General features: G+C 71.3%; 13 protein-coding genes and 1 riboswitch. Of the genes, 4 read left to right on the top strand and 9 right to left on the bottom strand.

Annotation, left to right across the window (positions count from 1 at the left end):
* Positions 1-15: 15 nt before the first annotated feature.
* Positions 16-855, bottom strand: coding sequence for an MOSC domain-containing protein (locus OG381_RS39515; RefSeq protein WP_327720768.1), 840 nt, complete (start codon positions 853-855; stop codon positions 16-18).
* 153 nt (positions 856-1,008) lie between these two features.
* On the opposite strand from OG381_RS39515, the gene OG381_RS39510 reads away from it, so the two are divergent.
* The 3 genes from OG381_RS39510 (at position 1,009) to OG381_RS39500 (ending at position 3,582) form a co-directional block, all read left to right on the top strand.
* Positions 1,009-2,187 carry a Glu/Leu/Phe/Val dehydrogenase dimerization domain-containing protein gene (locus OG381_RS39510; protein ID WP_327720767.1) on the top strand — a complete coding sequence of 393 codons (1,179 nt, stop codon included), beginning with the start codon at positions 1,009-1,011 and terminating at the stop codon, positions 2,185-2,187.
* Between the two features lie 281 nt (positions 2,188-2,468).
* A complete protein-coding gene (locus tag OG381_RS39505; protein WP_327720766.1) occupies positions 2,469-3,089 on the top strand; it encodes a TetR/AcrR family transcriptional regulator in 621 nt (206 codons plus the stop codon).
* A 79-nt stretch (positions 3,090-3,168) separates the two neighbouring features.
* Positions 3,169-3,582 carry a hypothetical protein gene (locus tag OG381_RS39500; protein WP_327720765.1) on the top strand — a complete coding sequence of 138 codons (414 nt, stop codon included), beginning with the start codon at positions 3,169-3,171 and terminating at the stop codon, positions 3,580-3,582.
* 33 nt (positions 3,583-3,615) lie between these two features.
* Here OG381_RS39500 and OG381_RS39495 read toward each other — a convergent pair whose 3' ends face one another.
* The 8 genes from OG381_RS39495 to OG381_RS39460 form a co-directional block, all read right to left on the bottom strand.
* Entirely contained in the window at positions 3,616-4,371 is a 756-nt protein-coding gene (locus OG381_RS39495; protein WP_327720764.1) for an SIMPL domain-containing protein, read from the bottom strand.
* Between the two features lie 132 nt (positions 4,372-4,503).
* Positions 4,504-5,289, bottom strand: a complete 786-nt coding sequence (locus OG381_RS39490; RefSeq protein ID WP_327722676.1) for an SGNH/GDSL hydrolase family protein — start codon at positions 5,287-5,289, stop codon at positions 4,504-4,506.
* 144 nt (positions 5,290-5,433) lie between these two features.
* Positions 5,434-6,156: a DUF6250 domain-containing protein gene (locus OG381_RS39485; protein ID WP_327720763.1), complete on the bottom strand. Its 723-nt coding sequence runs from the start codon at positions 6,154-6,156 to the stop codon at positions 5,434-5,436.
* Positions 6,140-8,038, bottom strand: a complete 1,899-nt coding sequence (locus OG381_RS39480) for a rhamnogalacturonan lyase family protein (protein ID WP_327720762.1) — start codon at positions 8,036-8,038, stop codon at positions 6,140-6,142. Before OG381_RS39480 ends, OG381_RS39485 begins: the two co-directional genes overlap by 17 nt.
* Complete coding sequence (locus tag OG381_RS39475) at positions 8,038-9,069, bottom strand: GDSL-type esterase/lipase family protein (RefSeq protein ID WP_327720761.1); 1,032 nt, start codon at positions 9,067-9,069, stop codon at positions 8,038-8,040. The genes OG381_RS39480 and OG381_RS39475 overlap by 1 nt, the downstream gene beginning before the upstream one ends.
* A complete protein-coding gene (locus tag OG381_RS39470) occupies positions 9,066-11,789 on the bottom strand; it encodes an exo-rhamnogalacturonan lyase family protein (RefSeq protein ID WP_327720760.1) in 2,724 nt (907 codons plus the stop codon). Before OG381_RS39470 ends, OG381_RS39475 begins: the two co-directional genes overlap by 4 nt.
* A gap of 200 nt (positions 11,790-11,989) precedes the next feature.
* Positions 11,990-12,943: a M23 family metallopeptidase gene (locus tag OG381_RS39465; RefSeq protein WP_327720759.1), complete on the bottom strand. Its 954-nt coding sequence runs from the start codon at positions 12,941-12,943 to the stop codon at positions 11,990-11,992.
* A 4-nt stretch (positions 12,944-12,947) separates the two neighbouring features.
* Positions 12,948-13,105: riboswitch (cyclic di-AMP (ydaO/yuaA leader) on the bottom strand.
* A gap of 316 nt (positions 13,106-13,421) precedes the next feature.
* Entirely contained in the window at positions 13,422-15,503 is a 2,082-nt protein-coding gene (locus OG381_RS39460; RefSeq protein ID WP_327720758.1) for an alpha-galactosidase, read from the bottom strand.
* Positions 15,504-15,673: 170 nt separating this feature from the next.
* Between OG381_RS39460 and OG381_RS39455 the strand changes: the two genes are divergently transcribed.
* Positions 15,674-16,471, top strand: a complete 798-nt coding sequence (locus tag OG381_RS39455; protein ID WP_327720757.1) for a tyrosine-protein phosphatase — start codon at positions 15,674-15,676, stop codon at positions 16,469-16,471.
* Positions 16,472-16,482 lie beyond the last annotated feature (11 nt).

Below are 16,482 nucleotides of genomic sequence, written 5' to 3'. Positions count from 1 at the left end.
CCAGGACCGCCCTGGTCACGGCCGCGTGAATTCCACTTCGGCGGCGCCCCACGCCGTGACGTCCACCTCGTCGCCGACCGCCAGCTTGCCCTGCCGCAGCACGGAGAACTTCACGCCGAACACGGTGCCGACGGCGCCGCGGCGGTAGCCGGCCAGGGTGCGGATGGGTTCCGGGCCGCCCTTGGCGCCGCGCTCCTGGTCGACCAGGGTGACGGCGCAGCGGACGGCGAGCTTCGCGTAGGCGAGTTCGGTGCCGCCGATCAGCATGCGGTGGGCGCGGTCCTCGGTGTGCGGGGTGTCCCAGCCGCCGATCACGATGTTGGGGCGGAAGCGGTTCATCGACAGGGGTTCCCCGCCCCGCTCGGCGATCCTCTCGTTGAGCAGGTCGAGGCTGGAGCGCGACAGCACGTGCAGCGCGCCGCTGTCCGCCCAGCCGGCGGTGCCCGGCGTTCTGCCGTCGGTGACCCGGTCATGCTCCGGCGGTACCCGGACGAGCCTGCTCGGGACGCCGAGCACGTCGGTGAGCCACCGCGCCGCGGAGTCGCCCTGGTCGATGCCCCGGAACGGCTTCCCGAACAGCTCGACGGGCCGCCGCTCTCCGGCGGTGTCGACGTCGACGGCCACCTCGCCATGGTCCGGCGCGCGCAGCGTGAGCCGCTCGCCCGCGGCGTCGATGCCGGGCAGGATCAGCGCGAGCCGCGGGTCGCGCCGCTGGGTCCGGAAGACCCCTTCGTCGCTCACGACCATGAAGGCGCGATCGTGGGCGAGCCCGGCCGGCGTCACCATCGCCTCGCTCGCCGAGATCCCGGCGCATCCCTTCACCGGGTAGTACGACAACTCGACGACGTTCGCCACGTCCCCGCCCCCATCCACCGACCAGTACGTTCCCCAACGGAACGTAACAGCCCCGGATCCGGACCCGTCAACCGGTTTCCCCTCGCGTTGACAGCGCCCCGACCGCCTCCCGATACTGACTCACCGTTCAGTAATCGACCAGGAGAAGCCTTCATGACCACCCCTCTGCTGTCGCTCACCTGGACCGACCATGTCACCGGCCGACAGGGCTTCCTGGTCGTCGACCGGCTGGTGCGCGGCGTGTCCAGCGGCGGGCTGCGCATGCGCGAGGGCTGCACCCTGGACGAGGTCACCGGACTGGCCCGCGGCATGACGATGAAGGAAGCGCTGCACTACGACCCCGAGGGCCGCTACATCCCCCTGGGCGGCGCGAAGGGCGGCATCGACTGCGATCCCCGGGACCCGGCGGCGTACGGCATCCTCGTGCGTTTCCTGCGGGCGACGGGACCGTACGTCGAGAGTTTCTGGACCACCGGCGAGGACCTCGGCCTCACCCAGGACCTCGTGGACCGGGCGGCGGCCGAGGCGGGGCTCGTCTCCTCGATCCAGGCCGTGTATCCGCTGCTCGACGACGAGACGGCGGCCCGGCGGCGGCTCGCGGAGGCGTTCGCGGTCGAGGTGGACGGCATCGGGCTCGACGAACTGGCGGGCGGCTGCGGGGTCGCCGAGTCGGTGCTCGCCGCCCTGGACCGGGCCGGGATGCCGTACGCGGGCACGCGGGTCGCGGTGCAGGGGCTCGGCACGATGGGCGGAGCCACGGCACGGTTCCTTGCGCGCGCGGGACTCCACGTCGTGGCCGTCGCCGACATCAAGGGCACGATCGCCAACCCGGCCGGCCTCGACGTGGAGGCGCTGCTCGCCGGGCGGGACGCCTACGGCACCGTGGACCGCGCCGTGCTGCGCCCCGGCGACCGTGAACTGCCGGGCGACGCCTGGCTGTCCGCCGACGCGGAGGTGCTGGTGCCCGCGGCGGTGTCGTACGCGATCGACGTCTCCAACCAGGCCCGGATCACCGCCCGCTGGATCGTGGAGGCCGCGAACATGCCCGTCCTGCCCGCGGCGGAGGCGCTGCTGGCCGCGCGGGGCGTCACCGTGCTGCCCGACGTCGTCGTGAACTCCGCGACGAACGCCTGGTGGTGGTGGACCCTGTTCGGCGACATCGGCGCCGACGCGGAAGAGGCGTTCGCGCACACCCGCCGCGCCATGCGGGCGCTCGTCGAGCTGATGCTGGCCCGCGCGGAGGCCGACGGGTCGTCACCGCGCGCCGCCGCACACGCGATCGTCGCCGACCGGCTGCCGGTGATCGCGGAACGGTTCGGGTGGTACCGGTGACGGTCGCCACCGGCGGTGCCGCGGGTACAGCGGGGTGGGTCCTGGCGGTTCGGCGGATGCCGGCGGATGTCGGCGGATGTCGGCGGATGTCGGCGGATGTCGGCGGGAGGAGCCTTGTCGTAGCTCGGTCCGTCCGGGCGTGAACGGGGCCTTTGGCGCATCGGCCGGTGGTGGTGTCGGCAACGTCGCGGCCGGCGTCGGCGGCATCCGCGCTGTTCCGGCCGGTTCCGATGACCGCGGCCCATCGGCGCTCCCATGATCTGCCTCGATAGGGTGGCCGCGTGGCGAGAGTGCGGTTGGGTGTGGCCGAGCGGCGCGAGGAGCTGCTGCGGGCCGCCGTCGAGCAGATCGAGGCGCGGGGCGTGGCGGCGGTCAGGATCGCCGACGTGGCCTCGGCGCTCGGGGTCAGCAACGCGCTGGTGCTCTACCACTTCTCGACGAAGGAGAAGCTGGTCGCCGCCGCGTTCCGGCACGCCGCGGAGGACGACCTCGCACAGCTGCGCAAGCTGCTCGGCCGCCGCACGACCGCGCTGCGCCGGCTGCGGTCCGCCGTGCGCTGGTACGCCCCGACCGGCCAGGCCAAGGGCTGGCGGCTGTGGATCGAGGGCTGGGCGGCGGCGCTGCGCGAGCCCGCGCTGCAGGAGGTCACCCGGGACCTCGACCGGCGGTGGAAGGCGGCGATCACCGAGGTCGTCAGGGAGGGCATGGCCGCGGGCGAGTTCCACTGCCCCGACCCGGACGGCACGGCCCTGCGCCTCACCGCCCTGCTCGACGGTCTCGCCGTACAGCTGACGTCCTATCCGGGAGCCGTGTCCCGCTCCCGCGCCCAGGAGTGGGTGGACGAGGCCCTGGCCCGGGAACTCGGCCTGGGAGCCGAGACGTTGAGCGCACAGGAGCGCTGAGGGGGCCGCACCGGCCCCACGCACGGAGCGGCGCCCAGCAGAGCCGGATCCGACCCCGTCCGCAGAGAGGGCCCCGCCCGTGGTCTTACCGACTGCCTCACCTCCCCTGCCCAGCACGACGAAGGTGCTGTCCGTCGGACTGCACCCGCGGGTGCTCGACTACAGCCGGATGCCCGAGGGTGTCGACGAGACGGCCTTCACCGCCCGCATCGAGGCGGCGCACACGGCGCTGCGCGAGGCGGGGTTCGATGTGGTCCCCTGTCTGATCGACACCGATCCGGACCGCTCCGAGGCGGCCGTCCGGGAACGGCTGCGGGCGGATGCGTTCGGCCTGGCGATGATCGGGGGCGGCGTACGGATGGCGCCGGAGCACACCGTGCTGTTCGAACGGCTGGTCAACGTGCTCACCGAGGAGGCGCCCGGGATCCGGTTGTGCTTCAACTCGTCGCCGGAGAACACGGTCGAGGCACTGCGGCGCTGGATCCGGGCGTAGCCGTCGCGTGCCCGTCCGCACCCGTACGGCTCGTCAGTCCAGCTGGTACACGGCCGTGACCGAGGCCGTCGCCCTGATCTCCCCCGGTGCGAGGGGTACCGCGCCGAGGCCCGCGCCCGGCGTGTCCCCGGAGACCGGTGGCATCGGGAGGACGTATCCGGTGCCGCCCTCGCTGAGCGAGACGAGGCGGCCGAGGCGGTGGCCACCGAGCCCGGCGTACTGTGCGGCCTTGGCGTGGGCGTCCCGGTACGCGGCCTTGCGGGCGCGGGCCTGGAGCGGGCGGCGGTCGTCGAGATCGAAGACGACGGAATGGATGCGGCCCGCGTCGCCCGTGGCCTCGGTGACGGCCGTGATCAGGGCGCCGAGGGCAGCCACCTCGCGCACCTTGATCGAGAAGGACTGCGCGGCCCGGTAGCCCTTCAGCGTCGACTCGCCGTCCTGGTAGTCGTACACGGAGCTGAGGGAGACGTTCTCGGTACGGATGTCCCGGTCGGCGATCCCCTGGGCACGCGCCGCCTTCAGCAGTGCGGCGGCCGCCTCGTTCTGCGCGTCCAGCGCGGCCCGGGTGGTCTTGGCGGTGGCCTCCACCCCGGCGCCGACCACGGCGATGTCGGGCTTCGCGACGGCGCTGCCCTCGCCGGTCACGGTGACGGTGGCGGGCGCCGACGTGACACGGGCCGCGGGGACGGCACCGCCCGCGGCGGCGGCCCCGGGTGCGGTGACGGCGGGCACGCCCAGGGCCAGGAGGATGACGGCGACCGCCGTGACGGTCGTACGGGGGACGGGCATGCGCGTCCGGTCCTTCCGGGGGCGGGGTGACGGTGTGCCGTCATCCCAGCACCGGCCCCGGGACCGGACCGCGCACCACTCCCGCGCGGTCACCTCACTGGTCGAGCCGCCACCGCGCGGCCCGTACCGCCGTCACGCCACCGGGGCGATCCGCATCTTGATGTCGTCCGGCGACAGCGCGCCCTTGGCCGTCACATGGTCGCCCGAGGACTCCCCGCGCAACCGGCGCCCGATCCACGGCACCAGGTACTCGCGCGCCCATTGCACGTTGTCGCGCCGGATGTCGAGGGTGCCGCGCGGCGGCAGCGGCGGCCACGGCTGGTCGGGGTCGGCAGGGACCTCCAGACCGAGCACCTGGCCGGCCCGGAGCGCCACGCGCGTGTGCCCGTCCGCCGACAGGTGGAGCCGGTCGCCGTCCCAGGCCCTGCGGTCCTGGATCGTCTTCAGGGACCACAGGTCGAGGACGGGACAGCCGTAGCGGTCGGCGACCGCCCGCACATGTCCGTTGTACGTGGCGATCTTGCCGCGCAGGTGCTTGAGCACGGGCACGTCACGGGTGTCGAAGCCGGTGGTCACCATCACGGTCCCGCACGCCTCGGAGAGCCGGGCGATGGCCCGCTCGAAGCGCTCGGCGACCTCGTCGGGGTCGGTTCCGGGTCGGAGGATGTCGTTGCCGCCGGCGCAGAAGGAGACCAGGTCCGGGGCGAGTTCCACGGCCTTGGGAAGCTGGTCCTCCACGATCTGGTCGAGCAGCTTTCCGCGCACGGCGAGGTTGGTGTACATAAAGGCGCCCTCGGGCCGCCGGTCCGCGAGAAGTACCGCGAACCGGTCGGCCCAGCCGACGAACGCCCCGTCGGGGCCGGGGTCGCCGACGCCCTCGGTGAAGCTGTCCCCCACCGCAACGTACGACCCGATCACTCTTCTGCTGTCACTCTTCGAATCGTCTGCCACACCCGGCATGATTCACCTTCGAATGTGACCTACGCGACCGTAAGGAAGGGTTGACGTGCGGTGAGATAAGCCACTCCTAAAGTGTTGGCCAAGCCCGGAATACCTCTCCGATCAGCGATGTTGAGGGCTCAGCCGCCACACTCGGAAGTCGTTCAGGCGGAAGTGGCTCCACGTCGTCCGGAAGGCGAAGTGCCCGCTCGTGTACGGCTCCGGGTCGGTGTAGTCGAAGACGAGGCGCCCGTTGTTCCACCACCGCTGGGTGGAGCCGTCGGAGACGATCCGGACCCGGTGGGGTTCGTTCGCCACGAGCAGCGGCTCCGTGTAGTCGTAGATCAGCGGACGGACGCCGGCCTCACCGACGTAGCGCCGCAGCCGGGTCGTGGTGTTGGTGTTGGCGCCGTAGCCGACGTAGTACGTCCTGAGGTAGTCGTACTCGGCCAGCGCCCCGCCCCGCCGCGTGGCGAAGAGGTCGTCGGGGGAACGGACGTCGACCGCGTTCCAGAAGTTGTTGAGGTCGGAGACCCGGTCGTTGACGCCGCCCTCGGACACCGGCGTGGCCGTGTACTCGATGACGTAGGGGCCTTCGAGCCGCTTCTTGAACCAGATCGTCGCACCGGCCGGTACCTCGACCTCCAGGGTGCCGCGGGAGGCGGTGACGGTGCCGCCCTTCTCCAGCTCCACGGCCCACTGGCCGAGGCCGTGGCGGAAGTCGTCGTGGGCGATGAGGCGGCCGCGCCGGTGCGAGGAGTGGGCAGTGGCGGTCGTGGCGGGGGCGAGGGCGGCCAGGGCGGCTCCTGCCGCGAGGGTGGTGAAGGCTCTACGCGTGGTCGTCACGGCGGACGGCTCCTTCCGGGAGGGTGATCGAGGGCTTCGGCACCCGGCGGGTCTCGGTGCCGAGGTAGTAGTCGGTGTACGTCGACTGGAGATAGCCGCGTACGGTCCAGCCGAGGCGGTACTCGGCGTTCTGCGCGAGGGTGTAGAGGCGTGTCCTCGTCGGCTCGGTGGTGGTGTAGAGCCGCAGCGCGGTGTGGTCGGCGGTCTCGGCGAGGATCTCCTCGCGCCAGTCGCCCAGGATGTCGCCGTAGAACGGGGTGGCGTTGCGGGCGCCGGAGACGACACCGGACGGCTCGAAGATCTTCGAGGTGGTCTCGGTCGCCGGGTCCCACTTCTCCACGTGGGTGAGGTCGAGGTTCTCCGAGGCCTTGTCGCCGTCCCACCAGATGCGGAAGTTGACGCTGGGCGTGGTCGTGGAGACCTTGCCGTCCTGGACGTTGCGGACGCCGGCGCCGGGGGCGGTGACGTCGGCGGTGGAGGTCCAGTACTCGTAGCCCGGGTGGTTGGGGTCGATGTCGCCGGTGCTGCCGCGGCCGACGTCGATGTCGGTGTCGTCGACCCAGTCCGCCGGGTGCTGTCCGGTGACCAGCCGCTCGCCGGTGTCGGCGTCGTAGTAGTACCAGGGGAAGTTCGGGATCACGCCCAGCTCGGCCTGCTGGATGGCGAATCCCTCCAGGCCGGGACGGTCGGGGTCGAGGTCGGCGATGTGGAAGCGATCGCCGTGCCCGGCGCCGTCGACGACGTACCGGAGCGTGCCGTCGCTGTTGACGACGTAGTTGCCGTCGGCGATCTCGTCCTTGCCGTCGAGGTCGACGTCGACGGTGCGGATCTGGTGGAAGCTGGTCGCGCCGCTGGTGGCGGGGACGACGTACTTCCACCGGGGTGTCAGGTCGGTGCCGTCGAAGTCCCAGGTCTGGAAGAGGATTCGGAAGGCCCCGCGCTTGGCCCCGGCGCGGGTGACCAACTTGGTGACCAGGCTGGGGTGTTCGCCGTCGAGGTAGGCGATGCCGAAGTGGCCGCCGGAGGGACCGTCGGCGACGAAGTCGTCGGGGACGGGCTGCCGGGTGCGCTCGGTGCCGGTCGGGCCGTCGATCACGGAGACGAACTGGTTCGCGGGCGAGGCCGCGGTGACCTGGGAGCCGTCCGCGAAGGTGGTGCCGTCGGCCGTGTGCACCAGCACCTCGGCCTTGCCGTCACCGTCCAGGTCGAACACCGTGACGTTGTCGTCGTTGCGATAGCCGCCGATCGCCGTGGAGCCGCTGATCGCCGCGGGCGCCGGGTCGTTGGCGCCGTTCCCGCCGACCTGGGTGTACGAGCCGGGCCCCTGGTCGACGCGCCACAGCCGCTCGCCGGTCAGCGTGTACGCCTCCAGCAGATCGGGCCTGTCGCGGGTCCCGGAGAGCCGGCTGACGACGACCTCGTACCGCCCGTCGCCGTCGAGGTCACCGGGCCAGGCATGCTGCACGATGTAGCCGTCGGCGGTCGCGAGCGGGATCTCGGCGTAACCCTGCGCGAAGTCGAGCGCGGCCGGACTCCGCTTCTGCTCGCGCCCGTTGACGACGACGCGCACGGTGTAGGTGCCCTTGCCGGGCGTGTCGTCCTGGTAGGTCGTGGACTGGGTGACCGGCGTGCGGTTCAGCCGCCGCCCGTTCTTGTACACGTTGAAGGCGAGGGCGTTGCCGTGGCGCGCGTACTCGGTGCCGAGCAACCGCCAGCTGAGGAACGTGCCCTCTCCGGAGGGTACGGCGACGAGACCGCGGTCGAGGTTCTCGACGACCCGGCGCGGGGCCTCGGCGGCGTGTCCGGCGGGTGCGGAGAACAACCCGGCCAGCAGGGCCGCCGAGGCGACGGCGACGGTTCTTCGGCGGTACGGGCGGTGCACTAGTGCTCCTTTGCGAGAAGGGTGATCAGTCGGTCGGTCACCTTGCGATGGCCCCGGGAGCTCGGGTGGACGGTCCCGTTGAAGTCCCCGTCCGTCAGGGAGAGCCAGTCGGTCGTGTCGACGAACTCGATCCGGGTGTCGGCGAGTTCGGCGACGACGGCGGCGATGTCCTCGGCGTGTGCGCCGTTGAACGGCCGCAGCGCGAGGATGCGCGCATGCGGTGCCGCGGCCCGCAGCGTGTCGAGGTAGGCGCGATAGGCGGCGCGGAACTCTTCCGGCCCCCACGCGGTGTCGTTGGTGCCCTGGTTCACCACGATCACATCGGCCTTGCGGTCCGAATCCGCCGTCGAGCCCGCGTAGTTCCAGCCGTACGCGTCCGACGCGGCCGGCACTCCCCCGTTGCCGGTCTGGATCACGCCCTGACGCCCGAAGCCGACCTGGGTCAGCGAGGCGTGCAGGGCGTCGGCGACCAGGGTGGGATAGGCGGCCGTACCGTCGGCGCAGTCGGAGGTGTTGACGTCGCACAGGGCCATGACGCCCTGGGTGATGGAGTCGCCGTAGAACGCCAACTGCCGCGCGTGAGGAACCTTTTGGCCCAGCAGTCGGCCCCGCACTCCGGTGAGCACCACACCGGTCTCCAGCGGCGGTGTCCACCGCTCGGCCCGCGAGAAGACGTCCTTCACGGACAGCTCGACGGTGTGCGGCCCCCGCCCGGCCGCTCTGATCTCCAGGTCGTTCCGGTCGACGGCGTACAGCTGCTTCGGGCCGCCGTCGACCGATACGTAGATCTGCGCGGGCACGGTGATCGACGAGACGTCGAAGAGGGCGTGGACGCTGTCACCGGTGAAGCGGAAGCGCAGCCGGGCACCGGAGTTGACGGTGGTCGCCGCCTCGGCGGTGCGGCCCCAGTGGCCCTCGTAGGCCAGGCGCCGGTCGTCGGGGCGTACGACATCGCCGGTGGCCGCCACGGGCCGCACCGCCCCCATGACCAGCCCCGCGGTCACCGCCGCGATCAAGCAGGCACGTCTCATGACGGGATCCGGTCTCCGATCAGGGCGAGGTTCTGGATCGCGGCGAGGGCCCACTGGGCCGAGGAGTTGGTGGAGATCCACGGGATCTCCTCGGTGGTGCGCAGGACGGCCGGCGTCCTGACGGTGACCGGGTTCCAGTCGTTGGAGGGGAAGTAGGTGTCGCTGCCGGCGTAGAACTCGTTCCACGCGCGCTTGGCGAGCGTGGCGTCGTCCCGGTGGTGCGCCGCGTAGGCGGTGATCCGGGAGTGGGCGGCGGGCAGCGCCGACTTCCAGGTGGAGCCGGTGAGTTGCCGCTTCTGGGCGTCCGTGCCGTTGTAGTACTGCGCGTAGTTCAGCCAGGCGGTACGGAACTCGGGCTCCTCGTCCCCGAACAGCGACACGAGTTCGCTGTTGGTCTCGACGAGCCCGAAGACGGCGCTCAGATGCGACACGCTCACGGCGGTACCGGTCGTGACGGCGAACTCGCCGGTGTCCGCGTCGAGCAGTCCCGTCCCGGTGAAGAACCCGTTCGGCTGAGCGGCGATCGTCCGCACCGAGTTGACCAGCTTGGCCCTCGCCTGCGCGGCCTTCGGGCCCTGGCGCTCCCACTCGGTGAGCCAGGCCGCCGAGATGCCGCCCCAGTCGGTGCCGAAGCCGACCGACAGCGCGTGCCGGTCGCCGGGCGTGTAGCCGTCGGTGCGGACCTTGCGCTGCGGGTCGACCGCCAGGAACGTCCGCTCCACGTCGACGAGTTCGCTCAGCAGGTCGCCGGTGCGCTCGTCACCGGTGAGGAAGTAGTAGAAGCGGCGGTTGGCGGCCGTGGAGATACGGACCTGCTTGGCGCTGTCCGCCCAGTGCTGCACGCCGTGCCGGGTGCCCAGGCCCGCCCACTTGCCGAGGTGGTACACATCGACCTCGCCGGTGTGCCGGGTCATGGCCTCCGCGAACCGGAAGACCTCGGCGGAGCCGGTGCGCAGGAAGTGGTACCAGAGCCACAGGTCGGTGCCCAACTCCGAGTTGTCCCAGGCGAATCCGCCGACGTCGTAGCGCCAGACGTGCCGGTCGTTGTCGTAGGTGTGCTGGACGTCGCCGTAGTCCAGGAAGCCGTACCAGCGGTGCTGCTCCCGCTGCCCGACGTAGTAGGCGAACAGCTCGTCGAGGCGGTCCTCGACGACCGCCCGGGCCTTGTCGGAACGGTCGACGGGCGCCCAGTCGCCGAACACCCCGGCCGCGTGCAGCCGTTCGGGCGTGGCGGTGAGGAGCGGCGGCGTCGCGGTGGCGGCGGCCTGCGCGGCGAGCACATCGGCCGACGGTGTCTTCTCCACGGCCCAGAAGGTCAGTTCACTGGTCCGCGCGATGCCGTACGGCGTACCGAAGCCGGGCTCGTAGTCCTCATAGGTGATCTCCAGACCACCGTCGGACTGCTTCTCGTACGTGTCCTGCCCCAGCCCGTCGTGGTAGAAGCGCAGGTCGAGCGGGAGCGCCTCGGGCGAGTACAGCCATACGGTGGCCTCGGCGGCCTCCGTGTGGGCGCCCCGGACGTCGAGCTGGGCCGGGTGGCGCTGCCAGAAGTCCCTGAGCCCGAAGGAGAGTCCGCCGCTCGCGCCACCGACGTAGCCGAAGCCGCCGGCACGCCGCCCGGCGGCCGCGTGGATCCAGCCGTAGCCCGCCTTGGTGCGCTTGCGGACGGTGTAGCCGTCGGCGTTGGGCTGGGTGAGTGTGTAGTCGCCCCAGGCCGGGATGTAGGCGAGGCGGCCGGCGACGCGGGTGTCCCAGGTGGCGGTGTCGGGCAGCTTCTCTCCGGCGATCTGGGCACCGCGGACCGCCGCGCCCGGGTCGCGGCGCAGCCCCGTGATGCCCTGGACCGCCTCGCTGAAGAGTCCGCCGCCGGAGTCGGCGAAGCGTATGTGCCGGTCGTAGGGCTGGTCACTCAGCGGCACGGTGAAGCGGACACCGAGGCCGCGCAGGAAGTCGCCCTGGTCGGAGCCGGGCTTCTGCTCGCCGTCCCAGACGAAGGTGTGCACGAGGCGGAAGGAGTCCGCGCCCGCGAAGAAGGAGAAGCGCAGGGTGTACGGCAGCCAGCCGCGGCCGCCCTTGCGGTGCCGGCCCTCGACGCGGACGACGGCCCGGACCGGACCGTCCTGCTCGATCTCGACCTTCTCGACCCGCCCGGCGAAGCTCTCGACGTCGGCGCCCTCGCGCACGGACTCCTGCCGCAGGGCGACCAGCTTCCCGTCCCGCGCGATCTCGGCCGCACCGCGCCGCACGCTGCGCACGACGGTGTCGGAGCCCTTGGTGCCGAACACGGCCGTGATGACACCGGTCGACACCTCGACCCGGCCGCCGGACCGGGTGACGGTGACCTTCCGCTCGGGGGCCGCCGGGCTGCCCGCCGCGAGCTTGTACGCGGAGGCCTTCGGGGCGCCGGGCGCGATCGCGTGCGCGGTCCACTTCACCGAGCCGTCGGGCCAGTGGCCGGTGACCCAGCTCTGGAGGGGAACGTCGTCGCCGGCGGCGGTCGTCAGCCGGAACCGCTGCTCCGGCCGGTACGCCCCGCGGGCCCATGGCACGCCCCAGGTGGTGCCGGCGTGGGCGTCGGGCGTCGCGCCCTCCAGCCAGTGGAGTTCGGTGTCGTCCGCGTCGGCCGCTGCGGCGGTACGGGACTGGGCCCAGGAGAACTGGGCCGCGGCGGCCGCGGCTGCGGCGCCCTTGATGACGGTGCGTCGGTCGACGCCGGGCACGGGGACCTCCGGAAGATGCGGATAGAAAGCGCTTGCATCGCTACGGAGATCACTGTGTCCCCACCCTCCCCTCACTGTCGACGCTTTGGACAGCCGTGCCACAAGAACGCAATAAAGTGATCATGAACCCGCAAGAACGAACACCGAAGGCCGGACCCGGGGATCGGGATCCGGCCTTCGGTGGCACAGGGGGGTGGGCGTCAGCTGACGGAGACGCCCTTCGCGCGGAGGTAGGCGAGCGGGTCCACGTCCGAGCCGTAGTCCGGCGTGGTGCGGATCTCGAAGTGGAGGTGCGGGCCGGTCACGTTGCCGGTCGCACCGGAGAGGCCGACCTGCTGACCCTCGGCGACGGTCTGGCCGGACGACACCGAGAGCGAGGAGAGGTGGGCGTACTGGGCGTAGTAGCCGTCGGCGAGCCTGATGACGACCTGGTTGCCGTACGCGCCGCCCCAGCCGGCGGAGACGACCGTGCCCGCGCCCACGGCCTTGAGCGAGGTGCCGGTCGGGACGACGAAGTCGACGCCCGTGTGGTAGCCGCTGGACCACATGCTGCCGGACATCCGGTACGGAGTACCGACGGTGGCGCCGGCCACGGGGAGGGTGAAGCCGCTGGCGCTGCTGGTGCTGGTCGTCTCGCTGCTCTGCGTCGCCGCCGTCGTGTTCGACGAGGAGGACTTGGAGGATTCCGCGGAGCTGGAGGACGAAGAGGACTTCCGCGTCTCGGCCGACTTCTGCGCGGACTTCTCCGTGCTCGCCGCGGCCTTCTTGCCGAGGGTGAGCTTCAGACCGGGGTGGATCAGCGACGGGTCGGAACCGACGGCCTCGCGGTTGTCGGAGTAGAGCTTCTTCCAGCCACCGCTGACGTTCTGCTCGTCGGCGATCTTCGAGAGGTAGTCACCGGACCGCACCGAATAGGTGCGCGCGGTCGCGGTGTTCGCGGCGCTCTTGTCCGCGGTCTTCTTCTCGGTGGCCGTCTTCCCGGCGACCGGAAGGGACTGGACGGCCTTCTCCGGAACGGACTGCGGGGTGGCCGCGTGGGCACCTGCGGCACCCATCAGCGGGAGGGCGAGTGCGGCGCCACCGGTGCCGGCGACGGCGATCGAACGGGTGAGGCGCTGGGCCTTCGGACGGCGGTGCTTACCCTTCGCGGGCATGACGAATTCCTCTCCGGCGCCTGCGAGGTGAGCTGTCGGGTTCGGGCTGGAGATGCCCGGCCGCACCGAGGTGCGACTTAACCCCTAGCCGTTCCGGAGACCGGAACAGGCGGTTGTACCTGTGGGTCCCCCGCTCCTGCCGTTCACGGGTGAGTTGTGCGGTCCCCGGGCGGCGGCAGGATTGGGCGTCCGTCCGGATTGATGGCGAACGTAAGCGAGCAAGACGCAAAGGGACAAGTGAGAGGTTCCCGGTGCATGCGTTCCTCTTGATCCGCTGTGAGAATTAACGGTCACCCTGCGTGAATTGCGCACGCCTCCCGCCATGCAAAACCCCTGAAAAAGAACGGGAATTACGTGGACATGACGGGCGACGCACGGTCACGGGTATGACGCTCCTCACGTGGCACATTCACAGCTTCCCTTATTCCAGAGCGAGTTGGAATGAAGGATGAGGAAGGCGCCAATTCGGACAGACAGCTCAGATGCGACGCAGCCGGAGAACTGCCGCATCAAGGTCGCCGCGCAATCCGACGCGAAGTCCGTGATGCAGCAATACGGCACCCCTGTGGACTTCGCCCGTTTCGAGGCATTCGTACGACGCTGTCGGGTCGAGCCCGCGCAACCGCAGCGCCGGTACGGGCTCGCCGTAGCTCTGCGCCTGGAGCCAGGCGAGCACGACGGCCTCGTCCCCGAGGACGTACTGGACGGCACTGAGCCCGCCCCGCGGCGGTCGCAGCCGGTGGAGGTCACCGCGCTGCACCACGGGCCGGATCTCCTTGTAGAGCTCCACCCACTCACCGGCCTCGGCGAGCTCCTCCTCGCTCCACCGCGTGAGGTCGCCGCCGACGCCCAGCACCCCGGCCATGGCGCTGACGAACCGGAAACGCAGCGAGCTGACCCGGCCGTTGAGCATGGCGTTCGGGCTGTCGGTGACCCAGGCGGCCATCACGCGCGCGGGGTGGATCTGGCCGAAACCGTGCTGGATGGCGAGCCGGTCGAGCGGGTCGGTGTTGTCGGAGGTCCACACCTGGTCCGTGCGGCCCATGACACCGAGGTCGATACGGCCGCCCCCGCCCGAGCAGGACTCGAAGGCGACGCCCGGATGGGCGGCCCGCAGCCGGTCCAGCAAGGCGTAGTAGGCGCGCACATGGTCGATCCAGAGCCGCTGCGGATAGGCCTCTCCCGGCCAGCCGGCGTCGGTGAAGCTGCGGTTGAAGTCCCACTTCACGTAGTCGATCGGGGCGCTGCCCAGAAGGGCGTCGAGATGCCCCCAGAGGTACTCCTGGACGTCCTCACGCGCGAGGTTCAGCACGAGCTGATTGCGGAACTCCGTCCGCTTTCGTCCTGCTTGGTGCTGAACCCAGTCCGGGTGCGCCCGGTACAGCTCGCTGTCCGGATTGACCATCTCGGGCTCGACCCAGATGCCGAACTGCATGCCGAGCGCGTGCACGTGGTCGGCGAGGGGCTTCAGGCCGCCCGGGAAACGGTCGCGGTTGGGCGTCCAGTCGCCGAGGCCGGCGCGGTCGCTGGTGCGGGTGCCGAACCAGCCGTCGTCGACCACGAACAGCTCGACGCCGATCGCCGCGGCCCGCCGGGCGAGGGTGCCCTGCTGCTCCTCGGAGATGTCGAACTCGGTGGCCTCCCAGGAGTTGAACAGCACCGGCCGGTCCCGGTCGGCGTCCGGGATGACGTACGCACGCTGGTACGCGTGCCACGCCCGGCTCGCCCCGCCGAAGCCGCCGTCGCTCCACAGACCGGCGAAGACGGGCGTCGTGAAGGACTCCCCCGCCGCCAGCCGCAGCAGGCCCGACTCGTCGTGTCCGACGCCGCCGGTGATCTGCACGCGCGCGTCGGAGAGCTGGGCCACGGCGATGCGCCAGGAGCCCGACCAGCCGAGGGCGCAGCCGTAGACCTCGCCGCGCTCCTCGGTGGCGTCCGTGTCCAGCGCCACCCATGGCAGGTACTGGTGCCCGGTGTGCCCGCGGCGGCTGCCGATGATCTTCTCGCCGTAGGTGAGCGGGGCGCTGGTCAGCCGGGACTCGGCGGCCCAGCGGCCGTGCAGATGGGACAGCCGCCACTCCTCGCGGTCGGGCAGGGTCCAGGTGGCGGAGTCGGCGCGCAGGAGCTCCACGGTCTCGGGTCCCTGGTTGTTGTCCAGGGTCACCCAGCGCTCCACCACGTCGCCGCGCATCCGGTAGTGCAGCGTGATCGCCAGCCCGCCGTCACGGAACCGGAGCCGCAGCTCTTCGCCGTCGCCGGAGGTCTCGTGGGACTCGAAGGTCCACTCGGTGCCGCGCCGCTCGTCGGTGCGTACCGACAGCGCGGGCCGCACGAAGCGGGGGCCGCCCTCGACGGGGTACTCCTCGCGGCCGTCGAGCGGGGACTCGAAGCCGCGTTCGGCGGGCAGGGGGCGGGCGGCGAGTTCCTCGGCGTCGGCCAGCTCGATCCTCGGGCCCCAGTGGAGGTGCAACAGGACGTCGTCCGCGGTGAGGTGGACGGCATAACTGCTGGCAGGCCCGGAGAGAAGCCAGGTACGGCCGGTTTCGGAGATCTCCAGCATCAAATCCTCACAGATACAAACAGGTGCGCTCAAGTGCCAACATCATCAACGGCCGCGAGCCCTGGGTGCAACGCCTGTGGACAACTGATTGCCCCAGGAACCGATGTCGTATCGTCGGGGAGGTGCCCGCTGACGAGCCGTGGCGGCGGGACCGGCTGGGAGGAGCCCCCGTGACGCAGCAGATCCCGTCGACCGAGCCCGAGCTGACCGGAGTCCGCAACTTCCGGGATGTCGGCGGTCTGCCGACGGTGGACGGACGGCGGGTGCGGTACGGGGTGCTGTTCCGCAGCGGTCACCTGGCGCACGCGACCGACGAGGACGCCGCGTTCCTCTCCTCCCTGGGGCTGCACACGATCTTCGACTTCCGCAACGCGTCGGACCAGAAGCTGGAGGGCCCCGACGTCGAGCTGCCGGGCGTGCGCAATGTGAACCTCCCGCTGAGCGACCCGGCGGACGGCTCGGAGTTCTGGAAGATGGTCCGGGACGGCGAGATCGAGCAGTTGCGCGAGATCCTCGGCGACGACAAGGCGGCCAACCGGATGATCGCCTCGTACCGCAAGATCGTGAAGGAGCGCACCGCCGAGCACTCCCGCGTCCTGCACTCCCTCGCCGAGGAGAGCGTCCCCGCGCTGATGCACTGCGCGGCGGGCAAGGACCGCGCCGGCCTGTCCATCGCCGTGACGCTGCTCGCCCTCGGTGTGGAGCGGGAGGCGATCGTCGCGGACTACCTGGAGTCGAACGCCAAGCACCGCCGCTACAAGGTGCACCGCAGCAGCAAGTCCGTCGCCGCCTACTCCCCCGAGGTGATGGAGCTGCTCGGCCCGCTCTTCGACGCGCGCGCCGAATATCTCCAGGCCGCGTTCGAGACGATCGAGGAGACCTGGGGCAGCGTCGACGCCTACCTGGAGCAGGGGCTCGGCCTGACCCCGCAGCTCCGGGACCGGCTGCGCGAGCGGCTCCTCGACTGAGAGCCGCCGGC

It is taken from the genome of Streptomyces sp. NBC_00490 (genome assembly GCF_036013645.1).
GTDB classification, from domain to species: Bacteria; Actinomycetota; Actinomycetes; order Streptomycetales; family Streptomycetaceae; genus Streptomyces; species Streptomyces canus_F.
Note: the sequence above shows the minus strand (reverse complement) of the source record. Positions and strands in the feature narration are given on the sequence as shown.

What these genes read in the sequence shown, in the direction of transcription:
- OG381_RS39495 (WP_327720764.1), bottom strand. Translation starts at nt 4,371, where the DNA reads ATGCCCGTCCCCCGTACGACCGTCACGGCGGTCGCCGTCATCCTCCTG.
- OG381_RS39475 (WP_327720761.1), bottom strand. Translation starts at nt 9,069, where the DNA reads ATGAGACGTGCCTGCTTGATCGCGGCGGTGACCGCGGGGCTGGTCATG.
- OG381_RS39465 (WP_327720759.1), bottom strand. Translation starts at nt 12,943, where the DNA reads ATGCCCGCGAAGGGTAAGCACCGCCGTCCGAAGGCCCAGCGCCTCACC.
- OG381_RS39510 (WP_327720767.1), top strand. Translation starts at nt 1,009, where the DNA reads ATGACCACCCCTCTGCTGTCGCTCACCTGGACCGACCATGTCACCGGC.
- OG381_RS39460 (WP_327720758.1), bottom strand. Translation starts at nt 15,503, where the DNA reads ATGCTGGAGATCTCCGAAACCGGCCGTACCTGGCTTCTCTCCGGGCCT.